Annotated in this window: 15 protein-coding genes and 1 riboswitch; of the genes, 3 read left to right on the forward strand and 12 right to left on the reverse strand. The window is 58.3% G+C overall.

Features of this window, described 5'->3' with window-relative positions; genetic code table 11:
* Window positions 1–849 (reverse strand): peptidylprolyl isomerase, encoded by an 849-nt coding sequence (locus tag GOV90_RS08240; RefSeq protein ID WP_171092921.1) that lies wholly within the window; start codon window positions 847–849, stop codon window positions 1–3.
* A gap of 176 nt (window positions 850–1025) precedes the next feature.
* Here GOV90_RS08240 and secA point away from each other — a divergent pair, with 176 nt between their 5' ends.
* The 3 genes from secA (at window position 1026) to GOV90_RS08255 (ending at window position 6336) form a co-directional block, all read left to right on the forward strand.
* Window positions 1026–3743, forward strand: coding sequence for a preprotein translocase subunit SecA (gene secA, locus GOV90_RS08245; protein WP_171092919.1), 2718 nt, complete (start codon window positions 1026–1028; stop codon window positions 3741–3743).
* 100 nt (window positions 3744–3843) lie between these two features.
* Window positions 3844–4761 carry a hypothetical protein gene (locus GOV90_RS08250; protein ID WP_171092917.1) on the forward strand — a complete coding sequence of 306 codons (918 nt, stop codon included), beginning with the start codon at window positions 3844–3846 and terminating at the stop codon, window positions 4759–4761.
* 24 nt (window positions 4762–4785) lie between these two features.
* The gene (locus GOV90_RS08255) at window positions 4786–6336 is read left to right on the forward strand and encodes a phosphate ABC transporter substrate-binding/OmpA family protein (protein WP_171092915.1); all 1551 of its coding nucleotides are present in this window, start codon (window positions 4786–4788) and stop codon (window positions 6334–6336) included.
* A 3-nt stretch (window positions 6337–6339) separates the two neighbouring features.
* Here the strand turns inward: GOV90_RS08255 and radC are convergent, their stop codons facing one another.
* From radC to thiD, 11 genes are read right to left on the reverse strand one after another with little or no spacing between them, the layout of a single operon-like run.
* Window positions 6340–7095: a DNA repair protein RadC gene (radC, locus tag GOV90_RS08260; protein ID WP_171092913.1), complete on the reverse strand. Its 756-nt coding sequence runs from the start codon at window positions 7093–7095 to the stop codon at window positions 6340–6342.
* Between the two features lie 35 nt (window positions 7096–7130).
* Window positions 7131–7865 (reverse strand): ABC transporter permease, encoded by a 735-nt coding sequence (locus tag GOV90_RS08265; protein WP_171092911.1) that lies wholly within the window; start codon window positions 7863–7865, stop codon window positions 7131–7133.
* Entirely contained in the window at window positions 7862–8590 is a 729-nt protein-coding gene (locus GOV90_RS08270) for an ABC transporter ATP-binding protein (protein ID WP_171092909.1), read from the reverse strand. The genes GOV90_RS08265 and GOV90_RS08270 overlap by 4 nt, the downstream gene beginning before the upstream one ends.
* Window positions 8587–9261, reverse strand: coding sequence for a thiaminase II (tenA, locus tag GOV90_RS08275; protein WP_171092907.1), 675 nt, complete (start codon window positions 9259–9261; stop codon window positions 8587–8589). The genes GOV90_RS08270 and tenA overlap by 4 nt, the downstream gene beginning before the upstream one ends.
* Complete coding sequence (locus GOV90_RS08280; RefSeq protein ID WP_171092905.1) at window positions 9258–10193, reverse strand: ABC transporter substrate-binding protein; 936 nt, start codon at window positions 10191–10193, stop codon at window positions 9258–9260. Before GOV90_RS08280 ends, tenA begins: the two co-directional genes overlap by 4 nt.
* Window positions 10194–10213: 20 nt before the next feature.
* Entirely contained in the window at window positions 10214–11179 is a 966-nt protein-coding gene (locus GOV90_RS08285) for a HesA/MoeB/ThiF family protein (protein WP_171092903.1), read from the reverse strand.
* The gene (locus GOV90_RS08290; protein ID WP_171092901.1) at window positions 11176–11772 is read right to left on the reverse strand and encodes a thiamine phosphate synthase; all 597 of its coding nucleotides are present in this window, start codon (window positions 11770–11772) and stop codon (window positions 11176–11178) included. The genes GOV90_RS08285 and GOV90_RS08290 overlap by 4 nt, the downstream gene beginning before the upstream one ends.
* On the reverse strand, window positions 11769–12533 hold the full coding sequence (locus GOV90_RS08295; protein ID WP_171092899.1) for a thiazole synthase: 765 nt from the start codon (window positions 12531–12533) through the stop codon (window positions 11769–11771). The genes GOV90_RS08290 and GOV90_RS08295 overlap by 4 nt, the downstream gene beginning before the upstream one ends.
* Before the next feature lie 2 nt (window positions 12534–12535).
* Window positions 12536–12730 (reverse strand): sulfur carrier protein ThiS, encoded by a 195-nt coding sequence (thiS, locus tag GOV90_RS08300; protein ID WP_171092897.1) that lies wholly within the window; start codon window positions 12728–12730, stop codon window positions 12536–12538.
* Complete coding sequence (locus GOV90_RS08305) at window positions 12714–13691, reverse strand: FAD-dependent oxidoreductase (RefSeq protein ID WP_171092895.1); 978 nt, start codon at window positions 13689–13691, stop codon at window positions 12714–12716. Before GOV90_RS08305 ends, thiS begins: the two co-directional genes overlap by 17 nt.
* Window positions 13688–14491 (reverse strand): bifunctional hydroxymethylpyrimidine kinase/phosphomethylpyrimidine kinase, encoded by an 804-nt coding sequence (gene thiD / locus GOV90_RS08310; RefSeq protein WP_171092893.1) that lies wholly within the window; start codon window positions 14489–14491, stop codon window positions 13688–13690. Before thiD ends, GOV90_RS08305 begins: the two co-directional genes overlap by 4 nt.
* A gap of 44 nt (window positions 14492–14535) precedes the next feature.
* Window positions 14536–14642, reverse strand: a riboswitch (TPP riboswitch).
* Window positions 14643–14650: the final 8 nt, after the last annotated feature.

Raw genomic sequence — 14650 nt, forward strand, 5'->3', positions numbered from 1 at the left:
TTACTCCTGAATCAGATCCAGTTGGCGCATGATCTCGGGGCCTGCGCCTTCCAATGCGGGACGCTCGATCTGGGCCTGCTGCGTCAGTTCATCAATGCGGGCCTGAATGACTTCTTGCTGGATCGTCTGAACAAGCTCTTCGCGCACAACGTCTAATTCAGGCGCTTCGGTCTTGCGCTTGTCGTTCAGCTTGACCAGATGCCAGCCAAATTGGGTCTGAACCGGGTCCGAGATCTGCCCTTTTTCCAACGCGATCACAGCGCCTTCGAATTCGGGTACCATCTGGCCTTTGCCGAACCAGCCCAGCGCACCTCCGTTTGGGCCGGACGGGCCGGTCGAGTTCTCGCGTGCAAGTTCGGCAAAGTCGGCACCATCATCCAACTGCGTCTTAAGCTCTTTTGCTTTTTCCTCGGTCTCGACCAGAATATGGCTGGCGTCAAATTCATCTTCGCCTGCGAAATCTTTGAACTGCGCATCATAGGCCGCCTGAATGGCCTCATCCGTCACCGCAGCTTCCGTCAACGCAGTGACAGTCTGTACTGCACGCAACGAGCGTTTTTCATTTTCCAACCGCAGGGTGTTTTCGGTGGTCAGATCTTCCTGCTGCTGGCCCAGCAGTTGTTGTTGAATCATCTGCTCCAGCACAAAGTCGAACAGAACATCATCTTCAGCCTGCAGGTACTGCTGAGGCAGCGCAGCAACGGTCGCAATCAAGTGACCAAGTGTGATTTCGTCGCCATTCACACGTGCCAAAACTGTGGACGCGTCGGGCTTGGTTTCGGCGGCCAGCGGCAGCGCCATCATGGCAGTCAGAGCCAGCGATGGCAGAAAAGTGAGGCCTTTGGGCATTGAATCATCCTATTTCCTTGCCGCGACAGGGCGCAGCGTTGACACTCTGGAACCTGCCGCTTACATCGCTTTGAAGCCTTGGACAGGGCCGCCTTTCACCCCCCGTATCTATGGGTTGCGCGCAAGGTGGGCAAGCCTGTCGAAACCAAGACAAGAACAGATCCGCTGGAGTGAACATGCTGGGACTCGGAACGCTCGCCAAAAAGGTGTTCGGAACACCGAACGACCGCAAGATCAAGGCGACCCGCCCCCTGATCGAAAAGATCAACGCATTGGAGCCAGAGTTCGAAAAACTGTCGGATCAGGGCCTGATCGACAAGACCGAAGAACTGCGCAAACGCGCTCTGGATGGCGAAAGCCTGGATGATCTGCTGCCGGAAGCCTTTGCAAACGTGCGCGAAGGGGCCAAGCGTGCTTTGGGCCTGCGCGGCTTCGACGTGCAGTTGATGGGCGGCATCTTCCTGCATCAGGGCAACATCTCGGAAATGAAGACGGGTGAAGGTAAGACACTGGTTGCAACTTTCCCTGCCTATCTGAACGCACTGACCGGCAAGGGCGTGCATGTTGTCACGGTGAACGAATACCTGGCCAAGCGCGACTCAGAATGGATGGGCAAAGTATTTGCCGCTGTGGGCATGACCACAGGCGTGATCTGGTCGGGTCAGCCCGATGCAGAAAAGATGGCCGCTTACAAGTGCGACATCACCTACGCCACCAATAACGAGCTGGGTTTCGATTATCTGCGCGACAATATGAAGGCAGATCTGGAACAGGTTTATCAGAAATACCACAACTTCGCGATTGTGGACGAAGTCGACTCGATCCTGATCGACGAAGCGCGGACGCCGCTGATCATCTCGGGACCTGCACAGGACCGTTCGGATCTGTACACCGCGATTGACGCGCTGATTCCAACGCTCAGCGATGATCATTTCACGCTGGATGAAAAGTCGCGCAATGTGACCTTCACCGATGAGGGCAACGAGTTTCTGGAAGCTCAGCTGCTTGAGGCTGGGCTGATACCAGAAGGCCATTCCTTGTATGACCCGGAAAGCACGACAGTCGTGCACCACGTCAATCAGGGCCTTCGCGCACACAAGTTGTTCCAACGCGACAAAGACTACATCGTGCGTGACGGCAACGTTGTTCTGATCGACGAGTTCACTGGCCGCATGATGCCGGGCCGCCGCCTGTCGGAAGGTCTGCACCAGGCGATTGAGGCCAAGGAAGGTGTGCAGATCCAACCTGAAAACGTGACGCTGGCCAGCGTGACCTTCCAGAACTATTTCCGCCTGTATGACAAGCTGGGCGGTATGACCGGGACCGCGTTGACCGAGGCTGAGGAATTTCAGGAAATCTACGGTCTGGGCGTGGTCGAGGTTCCAACCAACAAGCCAATTGCCCGGATCGACGAGGACGATCAGGTCTATCGCACCGCAATGGAAAAATACGGTGCAATGATCAGCGAAACCCAAAAGGCTCAGGAAAAAGGCCAGCCTGTTTTGCTGGGCACTACGTCCATTGAGAAATCTGAACTACTGAGCCAAATGCTGACCAAAGAAGGCATCGAGCACAATGTTCTGAACGCCCGTCAGCACGAGCAAGAGGCGCAAATCGTTGCGGATGCAGGCCGTTTGGGTGCCGTGACAATTGCCACAAACATGGCTGGTCGTGGTACCGACATTCAACTCGGCGGCAATGTCGAAATGAAAGTGCTGAAGGCACTGGCCGAAAACCCCGAGGCTGATCCATCCGAACTGCGGGCCGCAGAAGAAGCGCGCCACGCTGAGGAAAAAGAAAAGGTTCTGGCGGCGGGCGGCCTGTACGTCATGGCGTCTGAACGCCACGAAAGCCGCCGCATCGACAACCAGCTGCGTGGTCGTTCGGGCCGTCAGGGTGATCCGGGCCGCACTGTGTTCTACCTGAGCCTTGAAGACGATTTGATGCGTATCTTTGGCTCGGAACGTCTGGACAAGGTTCTGACGACGCTAGGCATGAAAGAAGGCGAGGCAATCATCCACCCTTGGGTGAACAAGTCGTTGGAACGCGCGCAATCCAAGGTCGAGGGCCGCAACTTTGACATGCGCAAGAACGTTCTCAAGTTCGACGACGTGATGAACGACCAGCGTAAGGTGATCTTTAGCCAACGCCGCGAAATCATGTCGGCCAATGACCTGTCCGAGATCGTCTCGGATATGCGCGAACAGGTGATCGATGACCTGATCGACGAATATATGCCGCCAAAGTCCTATGCGGATCAGTGGGATACAGACGGGCTGCATGAAGCGATCAAAGACAAGCTGACCGTCGACGCGCCGGTTCAGAACTGGGCCGCTGAAGAAGGCGTGGACGACGAACAGGTGCGCGAGCGCCTGATCAAGACCGCGGATGAAATGATGGCGCAAAAAGCTGTCGCCTTTGGTCCGGAAAACATGCGCAACATCGAAAAACAGGTATTGCTGCAAACCATCGACAGCAAATGGCGCGAGCATTTGCTGACGCTGGAACATCTGCGTTCGGTTGTCGGTTTTCGCGGTTATGCCCAGCGCGATCCGCTGAACGAATACAAAAACGAAAGCTTCCAGTTGTTCGAAGGCATGCTGGACAGCTTGCGCGAAACCGTCACGCAGCAATTGTCACGCGTGCGCCCTCTGTCTGAGGAAGAGCAGAAAGAGATGCTTGCCCAGATGGCCGCACAGCAGGCTCAGGCGCAACAGGCGGTGGACAAAGCCGCCGATCAGGCCGAAGCCAAAGCCGAAGCCGCTGCGTCTGGCGATGCACTGCCAGGGTTTGATGAGACAGACCCGTCAACCTGGGGCAACCCGTCGCGGAACGATCCCTGCCCCTGCAGTTCAGGCAAGAAGTTCAAACACTGTCACGGCAGATTGACCTAACGTTAACAAACTCTGATCACATTGAGTCCGTATCGCGGCCATAAATTGGCCGCGATTCGTGGCGAGAGTGCAAGCTGCTCCTTCAACTGGGGAGGGTGTCTTGTTTGTAGTTCGCAACTACGTGACCATGTGCGGAACGGTGGTATGTGCTTTGGGCATCGGCTACCTGATGCAAAACGGATCTTCTGCGCAACACAACGCCGCGCAGGGCGGTATTGATGTCGCATCGGCGTCAGAGCAGTCTTCGGTTTTGTCCGGGCTGGAGGATATCGTTTTGACCTCAGCCACACCGTCTGACGCAATTCCCAGCAATGCAGCTCCTGTACCTGGTGGGGTTCCCTCTGCGGTCAGACCGACGGATTGCAACATCAGCGCCCGCGCTACCGCTATTCCGGGCGCGATGGCCCGCCTAACACTTAAAGCGCCTTGTAACGCGGAAGAGCGTGTTGAGGTCCATCATAGCGGTCTGACGGTCAGTCAGATGACCGACGCGTCCGGCGCACTGCAAATGACGATCCCGGCCTTGTCGGAGTATGCGATTTTTCTGATTTCATTCGAAGACGAAAGCGGCACTGTCGCCACCACTCACGTTTCTGACATTGTCGAATACAATCGCGTTGCCCTTCAATGGCAGGGTGAGACCGAATTGCAGATCCATGCTCTGGAGTTCGGCGCCACCTATGGCGGCGATGGCCACGTTTGGGCTGATGCTTCGGCGCAAGGAACAGGCGACATTGTGCGACTTGGTCAACAGGGATTGAGCAAAACGCAGAATATCGAAGTCTATTCTTTCCCGGCCAGTGCGTCGGACCAGTCTGGCACAATCGATCTGACGGTCGAAGCCGAAGTGACCGAGGCAAATTGCGGGCATACTCTGAACGTGCAAGCGTTAGAACTTTTGTCAGACCGCCGCCTCCGGTCCCGCGACATGTCGCTGGACCTGCCCGATTGTTCACACGCAGGTGAGTTTCTGGTGTTGAATAATCTTCTCTCAGACCTGACAATCGCGGCAAAGTAATCCGCAGGCAGGTTTGACTCTCTTATGACATTATTCCGTGTAGCGGCAGCTGCGCTGATTTCATTTGCCACTGGCGCTTTGGCGCAGGACATCACGCTGACGTCGCATGACGGCAAGGTCGAAGTGACCGGCAATCTGCTGGGTTTTGACGGCGAGTTTTATCGCGTTGAGACTCAGTTTGGCCCGCTGACAGTAGATGGCTCTGGCGTCACATGCGACGGCCTCGCCTGTCCAAACCTGACGGATTTTGTGGCTGAGCTGTGGTTTTCCGGCTCCTCCGTTATGGCTGAAACGGTTCTTCCCGCACTCATTATAGGGTTCGCACGGCAAGAGAACCTGACAGCAACCCCAGCCCGCGTAGATTCGGACAGTTTTGTCTATGAGCTCAGGCAGGTTGACCGCTCAGCACCACTTGCACGTTTTTATTTTGACGTTGGAACAACGGCGCGTGGGTTCAGGGATCTGGTTGCGGATCAGACAGATATTGTGATGGCCCAGCGGGAAGTGCGCGAGTCAGAACGAGAGGAAGCCGAAGCTGCCGGTCTGGGTGATCTGAAACGGGCGCGGCGCTCGCGGGTCATTGCGTTAGACGCTATGGTCCCGGTGGTCGCTGCCGACAGCATGATGCAGCAAATCTCGATGGCAGATTTGGCCCGTATCCTGTCCGGGGAAGTGACCAATTGGGTGGAATTGGGCGGACCGGACGCGCCGATTGCCCTGCATGTCCCGGAAACAGGATCCGGGCTTGCACAAGCTGTTGAAGACCAGGTCCTGAAAACCGTGGATGCAGATTTGTCGCCGTCAGCGATCCCGCACAGCCGAATCGGAGATCTGACAGACGCCGTGGCCAAAGACCCCTTCTCAATTGGGATAGCCAGCAAAGCCACAGCTGATGGCACGCGCCCCCTGCCGTTGACCGGAGGCTGCGGTCATCCGCTTGCCGCCACCCGACAATCAATCAAGACCGAGGATTATCCGCTAACCCTGCCGATGTTCCTCTACCTGCCGGATCGACGCCTGCCACGGATCGCGCGGCAGTTTCTGGCATATACCCAAGGCCCCGGAGCACAGATGGCGATACGGGGCGCTGGTTATGTGGATCAATCGCCCGAAACTCTGCCAATTGGCGTGCAGGGCGACCGGCTTGCCAACGCTATTGTCACCGGCGGCGCTGAGGTCGAGCTGGAAGAATTGCAGCGTATGATCGACACGCTGCGTCCGCTGTCGCGCCTGTCCTTGTCCGTTCGGTTTGAACCCGGATCATCGCGGCCCGATGCGCAGTCTCGTTCAAACATCCAACACTTGGCGCAAATGCTTGAAACCGGAACGCTGAAGGCGCGCAAGCTGGTGTTTGCTGGCTTCAGCGACGGTGATGGCGGGGCCGCTGCCAATGCCCGCATCGCCTTGCGGCGCGCTCAAACCGTGCGAAATACTGTGCTGGCAGCTGTGGAATCGTTACTGCCCGAAGGTATCGAGGTTTCAGCAGAAGGGTTTGGTGAGGCGATGCCAATGGCCTGCGATGACACGGAATGGGGCCGCAAAGTTAACCGCCGTGTCGAAATCTGGGTGCAGTAGGCGTTACAAATAACCTTCCGACCGAAAACTCAATTCGGTCGATTTCCCAATGATCAGATGATCGTGCAAGGTTAGCCCCAACGCCGAACACGCATCCTGAATACGGTTGGTCATGTCGATGTCCGACTGCGAGGGCGTCGGGTCACCAGACGGATGGTTATGGACCAAAATCAAGGCCGAAGCATTCAGCTCCAGCGCGCGTTTGGCAACCTCGCGCGGATAGACCGGCACGTGATCAACGGTGCCTTTGGCTTGCTCTTCATCTGCGATCAGAACGTTTTTTCGATCCAGATAGAACACGCGAAACTGCTCGGTCTCACGATGGGCCATGGTGGTGTGACAATAGTCCAGCAGCGCATCCCAGCCCGAGATCACATGCCGCTTCATCACCCGCGCACGCGCCATCCTGTGGGCACAAGCCTCAAGGATTTTCAGATCAGTGATCACCGTATCGCCCACGCCTTTGATCTGGCGCAGTCGTTCTTCGGGCGCGGTCAACACGCGGTTGAAATCGCCAAACGCATCCATCAACGCACGCGCCAGCGGCTTCACGTCTTGTCGCGGGATGGATCGGAACAGCACCAGTTCCAGCAACTCGTAATCCGGCATTGCCGCTGACCCACCTGCCATGAACCGTTCGCGCAGCCGCTTGCGATGGTCTTTGATGTAGGAGGGTAACCGACCAGAGGGCAGCGGCTGCGCGGGCGCTTCGTCCGCGTCAAACAGCATAAGGGCTTCGGCAAAGGCGTTCTGGGTCATAGCTTCACCCTGACGCAGAATCGGTTTCTGATTGGTTAACTCGCCTCGCCTGCCATGCGCGCGGTGGCGCGGCGGACGATCATATGCAGAAGGATCGAGAACACACCCAGCGTCAGCATTGCCGCAAACATCAGGTCGGTCTTGGCGCGGCCATTGGCCAGCAGCATCAGATAGCCCAAACCTTGCGACGAGCCGACCCATTCGCCAATCACCGCCCCGATCGGAGCATAAACCGCCGCCAGACGCATGCCCGAAGCCAGCGAAGGCAGCGCCGCCGGAATACGGATGTGCCACAGCACCGACCGTTTGCTGGCCTGCATCGTGCGCGCCAGATCCAGATAACCCGGTGGCGTACGCATCAGCCCATCAAAAAACGACGAGGTGATCGGGAAATAGATGATCAGCACCGCCATCGCGACCTTGGACCACAGACCATAGCCAAGCCACAGGGTCAGCAACGGTGCCAGCGCAAAAACCGGCAGCGCCTGAGTGAACACCAGCATCGGCTGCACCAACACCCGCGCAGCACGCGAATTCGCCAATTGAAGCGCTGTGATGACGCCCAGTACCGTCCCGACGGCCAGACCTATGACAACTTCAACTGCGGTGATCCACGCATGTTCGGCGATCAACCATCTGTTTTGCCACCAGGTTTCGGCCACCAAAGCGGGGCCGGGCAGAATGAATTTTGGCAAACCTGTCAGGGTCACGATCCCTTGCCAGATGATCAATGCAAACAGTGCAGCTGCGAGGGCCGACAGGTACTTCATGCTGCGTCCTCCCGCAGAAGTCGCAGCAACGCACCCTGAGTTTCCAGCGTTTCCAGATCATCCACGCTGCGTGGGGCCGGAGCATGAGGCGGGTCGCAAGGGGTCAGGCCGTGTTCGGTCATGACAACAATGGACTGCCCCAAGCGCGCGGCTTCACCGGGGTCATGCGTGACCAAAAGGACAGTTCGCCTTGCCAGAGCCTCGGCCGCCAAATCCTGCATATCGGCGCGGGTCCGGGCGTCGAGCGCTGAAAACGGCTCATCCAACAGCACGATAGGCCGATCTTCCATCAGCGTACGGGCCAGCGCGACGCGCTGTCTTTGGCCCCCCGACAGCTCGGTCGGTTTCTTGGTCATGTGATCCTGCAGGCGCATCCGTTTGATCAGGCGGTCACGCCGATCCAGATCAGGCTTTTCGCCCCGCAGCCGCGCACCAAGTGAAACGTTCTGCGCCACAGTCGCCCAAGGCAGCAATAGGTCGTCCTGCGCCATGTAAGCCACCCGATCCGAGACCGGTAAACCGTCGCTTGCTGTGATCTGGCCCGAGAACTCGGCCCCGGTTTCCAACCCGGCAATCAACCGCAAAACGGTCGTTTTTCCCACGCCCGATCCGCCCAGCAAACAGGTCCATGCCCCTGCCCCAAGGGTCAGGGTCAACGGAGCGAACAAGGTTGCGCCGTCGATTTTGGCAGACCCGTTTATGGTCAGATCAGGCGCAGGGGTCACGGGGTCAGTCCCATTTGCCAGAAATTCACTTCCAATTCCGTCGCCGTTCGGAAGGTTTGGCACAAACGATCCCAGCGGGGCGAAGATTCAAAATCCGCCCCTAGACGCCGTGTTAGAGCCGAATCCAACAACTCACCTACCGCTTGGCACGCGCCTTGATACTCTTCACCGGCATAGGTGTTGATCCAGTCGCGATAGGTATCGGACGTCGCTTCCTCCGCCAGCCGGGTACCGATCTCACCATAGCCCATAACGCAGGGGGCCAGCGCTGCCAGCAGGTCCAGCAGATCGCCGCTGTATCCGGCCTCAAGTACAAACCGCGTGTAGGCCAGGTTTTCAGCGCGTTCAGGGGTGGCGAACAATTCATCCTGTGAGATTCCAGCAGCCTCACAGATACCGATGTGCAGTTGCATTTCTTCCGCGACCAAAGCGTTCACGGTACCGACCGCTGTCAGCATTTCGGAATGCGTTTCCGATTTCACTACCGCCAAAGCCCAGGCACGAGAAAAATGGATCAGAAACACGTAATCCTGTCGCAGATAGTGAAGAAACGCCTCACGCGGCAGCGTGCCGTCTTTCATTCCTTCGACAAAGGCGTGGCGGGTATAGTCCCGCCACGGTCCCTGCGCCGCGTCACGCATCAATGTGAAGGCTTTGCCATACCCGTTCATTGCGCGGTCACATCGATGGTCAGATCACTGACCGGAAGAATGCTATCGATCATGCCGCTTTCGTTCAGGAACGCCTCGAACCGGGCATAGCGACCAGCATCAAAGCCTGCGGGGCGCAGTGCAAAACGTGGCAGCGTGTCGACCCAGGCGCGGGCGTTCAGCTCATCTTGCAGTTCAGGTGACGTGCTTGCAAAGATCTCCCAGCTTTTTTCCGGGTTGTTGACGATATACTGGGTCGCCTTTTCGGTCGCGGCCAAGAAGCGGGCGATCTTGTCTTTGTCCATCGTCTCGGGGTTGGCGACATAAATCAGTTCGTCGTAGGATGGCACGCCTTCTTCCTCGATGTAAAAACAAGTGCCCGGACGACCTTCGATATCCATCTGGTTGAGTTCAAAGTTACGGTAAGCCCCGATAACCGCGTCGACCTGACCGGTCATCAGCGAGGGCGAGAGCGAGAAGTTGACGTTGATCAGCTCCACATCGTCCAGAGCAACGTCATATTTGCCCAGAACGGTGCCAAGGATGGCCTCTTCGACACCTGCGACAGAGAAACCGATCTTCTTGCCCTTGAGGTCGGCGGGCGATTTGATCGGGCCGTCTTCCAGCACCAAAAGGCAGTTCAAGGGTGTTGCAACCAGCGTGCCAACGCGTTTCAGGGGCAGGCCCTCGTGGATTTGCAGATGTAGCTGCGGCTGATACGACACGGCCAGTTCTGCCTGACCGGCAGCTACCAGACGCGGCGGGGCGGACGGGTCCGCAGGTGGGACGATTTCAACCTCAAGCCCCTGCTCGGCGAAATAGCCGTTTTCCTGCGCCACAATAATAGGGCCGTGGTCAGGGTTGATAAACCAATCCAGCAGAACGGTCATCTTGTCTTCGGCCCAAGCTGGCACGGCGGCCAGAAGGGCAATGGCTGTCATCAGCTTTTTCATGTCTCGCGTTTCCTTTTCACTCACGAGGTTGAGGCCGCGACAAGGACGATCTCGCCCGGCCAATCTGGTTGTAACTGTTCGGCGGCGCGCCAAGACCGCAGGCCCGTCGCGCAGCAAAGTGCAAGCCTTTTGCCTTTGTTAGGGTCTAGCTTGTGAAGTTCATTCGGCAAAAAGCGAGCGGCGTTTGGATGGGTTGCAATCGGCGCTTCTTCGACACCGCGCAGCTCCACGATCTGGTCGGTATCCGTCAGTTGACTGGCAGAGAGGAACCGAAAGCACGTATTCGGCTCGGGTGCATCGTCAAACCGGAACCCGGTGCTGCGCAGGGTACGCGCGTCATACTGCACCATCTGCCCCAAAGGTGACGGCTCCAACCCGAGGATCAGGTTCAGCACCATCTGTGCCTGCATCGCCCCGATCACGCCAACCACAGGACCCAGAACGCCCGCTGTCGCGCAACTGGCCCCACTGTCCGGCGCATCCGGGAACACAGCGCGCAGGGATGGCGCACCGCCACAGAACCCGCCGACATAGCCGGAAAGCCCCAGAACCGATGCGCTGATCAACGGTTTGTCTTGCTCCAGGCACGTGTCCGACAGGATATAGCTGGCCGCGTAACTGTCAGCGCAATCCAAAACGGCATCGGCTTGCGCGACCAGAGAGGCCGCATTTTCACTGGTAAGCGCGTGATTGAAGGCAACAACTTCAACCTCGGAATTCAACGCGCGGCACCGGTCGGCGGCCCGCTCTGCCTTGGGCTGTCCGCAATCGGCCTCAGCAAACAAGGTTTGCCGATGCAGATTCGACAGGTCCACGTTGTCACCATCTACAATCGTGATCTGCCCCAAACCAGCCCCGGCCAAAAGCGGAAGGACCGGCGCGGCCAACCCGCCCGCGCCAACCACGAGAACATGAGCCGAAGTCAGGCGACCCTGCCCTTCTTCGCCCACTTCTGGCAAAAGCGTCTGACGGGCATAGCGGCTCATCGCGTGGCCTCGATCCACGCGCGCACCCGCGCTTCGGGGTCAGCATTCAGAGTAATGTCCGTCACGGCCGAGACAATATCGGCCCCGGCCTCTATAACACCTGCCGCGCGCTCAACACTCATACCACCGATGCCCACCAAGGGAATGTCGCCAACGCGAGCCTTCCATTCGGTCACGCGGGGCAGGCCCTGTTGATGCCATTTCATCTTTTTCAGGATGGTTGGATAGACGGGCCCTAACGCCACATAGTCGGGATCCATGGCCAACACGCGCTCAAGCTCAACATCGTCATGGGTAGAAACGCCCAGCTTTAGACCCGCTTTTCGGATGGCTTTCAGATCTGCATCGTCCAGATCCTCTTGCCCCAGATGAACCCAGTCGCACCCCAGATCAATGGCATGTTGCCAGTAATCATTGATCACCAGAACCGACCCATGATCGCGGCACAAATCGCGCGAAGCCGCTATCTGGTCGCGCACCTCATCATCCGGCTGATCCTTGACGCGCAGCTGCACCAGCTTGATACCCAGCGGCAACATCCGTCGCAGCCAGTCCGAGTGATCGAAGATCGGATAAAAACGGTCCAGCGTCATGACAGGAATGCCTTTCCAACAACAGGGGTAGAAGGTTCAGCCATATCGCGCGCCTCGATCGGGTCAGCCTGATGGGCCAACTGCCCGGCCAGCGTCGCCTGCGCCATCGCTTTGGCCATCAGAACAGGATCTCCGGCGCGGGCCACGGCAGTGTTCAACAGCACGGCGTCATAGCCCAGCTCCATCGCGTGGGCCGCATGGCTGGGCAGGCCAATACCGGCATCGACCACCAGTGGAACATCTGGAAACTCGGCCCGCATCGCGCGCAAGGCATATTCGTTGTTCAGACCACGCCCAGACCCAATCGGCGCGCCCCAAGGCATCAGCACCTCGCACCCTGCTTCCAGCAGGCGTTCGCCCACGATTAGATCGTCTGTGGTATAGGGAAACACCTGAAATCCGTCTTCGGTCAGGATGCGGGCGGCTTCGACCAACTGGAACACATCCGGTTGCAGGCTGTCGGTGTGTCCAATCAGTTCCAGCTTGATCCACGAGGTCTCAAAAACCTCGCGGGCCATATGGGCCGTGGTCACAGCCTCTTTCACTGTGTGGCAACCAGCGGTGTTGGGCAGGATCAGGACGCCCAGTTCCCGGATCATCTGCCAAAAGGTCTGCCCGGCACCGGATTCACGGCGCAAGGATACGGTTGCAACACCCGCACCACTGTCGCGGAAAGCCTGCTCCAAAATGGCCGGGCTGGGGTATTGGGCCGTGCCGAGCATCAGCGGGTTGGGCAGTTCCGTTCCATAGAAGGTTTTCATCCTTATCCCCCCTGCATCGGCGCAACGACTTCGACCCGATCACCATCGGCCAGTTTGTGCGCAATGCGTAGACTGGACGGCACGAAATCCTCGTTCACTGCGGTAGCGACGCGGCCAGTGAAACCGCATTCGTCCAGCAGCTCGGCCAGGGTTTCGGCGCGCACGTCCCGCGCCTCTCCGTTAAGCACGATCTTCATCGACCATCTCCGAATGTGTGTTGTCCAACGCCAGATCCGCCACACCCTGCGCCAACGCCGGGGCCAGCAGGTAACCGTGTCGATAAAGCCCGTTGGCATAGATTGTCCTGCCCAAGCGGCGGATGCGGGGCAAATTATCGGGAAAGGCAGGGCGCAGGTCGACGCCTATTTCCAGCACCTCGGCCTCACCAAAGGCCGGGTTCAGGGCATAAGCCGCACTGAGCAGTTCCAGCATGGACCGGGCCGTGATGCGGCTGCTGTCTTCGCTTTCGATCATGGTCGCACCCAGCATGTAGATGCCATCGCCCCTCGGCACGATGTAAAGCGGCATTCGAGGGTGCAAAAGGCGCACAGGACGGTTCAGCGTCACGTCGGGGCAGCGTACGACCAGCATCTCACCCTTCACGCCTCGAAGATCATGAAGATATTCTCGCGCGTGCAGTCCGCGGCAGTCGATTGCGTTCTCAAGCTGCGCGGGGGCCAGTTTACGATGGAATTCCACCCCTTGCTCTTGCAGACCTCGGTGCAAATCCAGCAACGCCTGACGCGGATCAAGGTGGGCTTCCCGGTCAAAGAACAGGCCCTTCCCAAACCCGTGCAAATCAGGCTCTAATTCGGCAACTTTCGCTCGGTCAGCATCCACATACGCCTCAGTCCGGCGCGCAAATCTGCGTAGGTCTGGCAGGTCTCTTGCACTTGCAACGACCAAGGTACCGCACCGCTGTACCTGTGTGCGACCAGCCCACCAGTCGATTGCCTGCTGACCCAGTCTCAGCACCGGTTCTTCCGCGTTTTCATATTCACACCAGGGGGCCAGCATGCCCCCGGCCCACCACGAACACCCGTGCGGGCCCGGCGGGCCGCCGGGATCAAACACCTGCACCTTCGCGCCGCGCAACACCAGTTCGCTGGCGACGGCCAAACCGGCAACCCCGGCTCCTATGACAGACCAGACGGTCACTTGGGCCAGACCTGATGGAAATGATGCACCGGACCATGCCCGGAACCCACGTTCAGCTCATCTGCGCGTCCAATCGCGCCTTGCAGGTATTCATGCGCCTGCGCAGCGGCCTCCTTCAAAGGCAGACCCTTTGCCAAACCAGCGGCAATCGAGGATGACAAGGTGCATCCGGTCCCATGCGTGTTTTTGGTGTTCAGGCGCGGGGCCAGAAACTCTGCCACGATACCTGTCGGGTCGATCAGCAAATCATGACACACCTCACCCGCGCCGTGTCCGCCTTTCATCACCACAGCGCGCGCACCCAAAGCGCAAAGAGCCTGACCCTGTGCGGCCATCTCCTCGGGAGTTTCGGCCTCTTGTGCATCCAACAGGCAAGCGGCTTCGGGAAGATTTGGGGTCAAAACCGTCGCCATCGGTAACAGCACATCGCGCAAGGTTTGAATTGCCTCTTGCGCCAGCAAGGCGTCACCGGACTTGGCGATCATCACCGGGTCCAGAACAATGGGGCCTTGAAAGTCAGCCAGCCCCTTGGCAACGGTTTGAATGATCTCGGGTGTAGCCAGCATACCGATCTTTACGGCTTTGACGTCCAGATCGCCCAGCACCGCGTGAATTTGCGCCTCGATCACGTCCAGAGGGATACCATGCACTGCTGTGACAGCCTGGGTGTTCTGTGCGGTGACGGCAGTAATCACGCTGGCCCCAAAAACACCAAGTGCTGACATGGCCTTCAGATCGGCCTGTATCCCGGCACCGCCTCCGCTGTCGGATCCCGCAATGGTCAAGGCAATTGCAGCCATGTCGTCGCTCCATCTTCTCTGGGCAACGATGTAGGAAAACTGTCTGTGTTCATAAGACCGTTCCCTACGCCGGAATTGCCCGGATCAGGTTCGATGGGTTAGCGCAGCCGCGCCTCTCAGCCCTGCGATCAGGGCACCCCAACGGTTGGCGCAGACAAT

The sequence above is a fragment of the Ruegeria sp. HKCCA5929 genome (assembly GCF_013034525.1).
Lineage (GTDB): Bacteria > Pseudomonadota > Alphaproteobacteria > Rhodobacterales > Rhodobacteraceae > Ruegeria.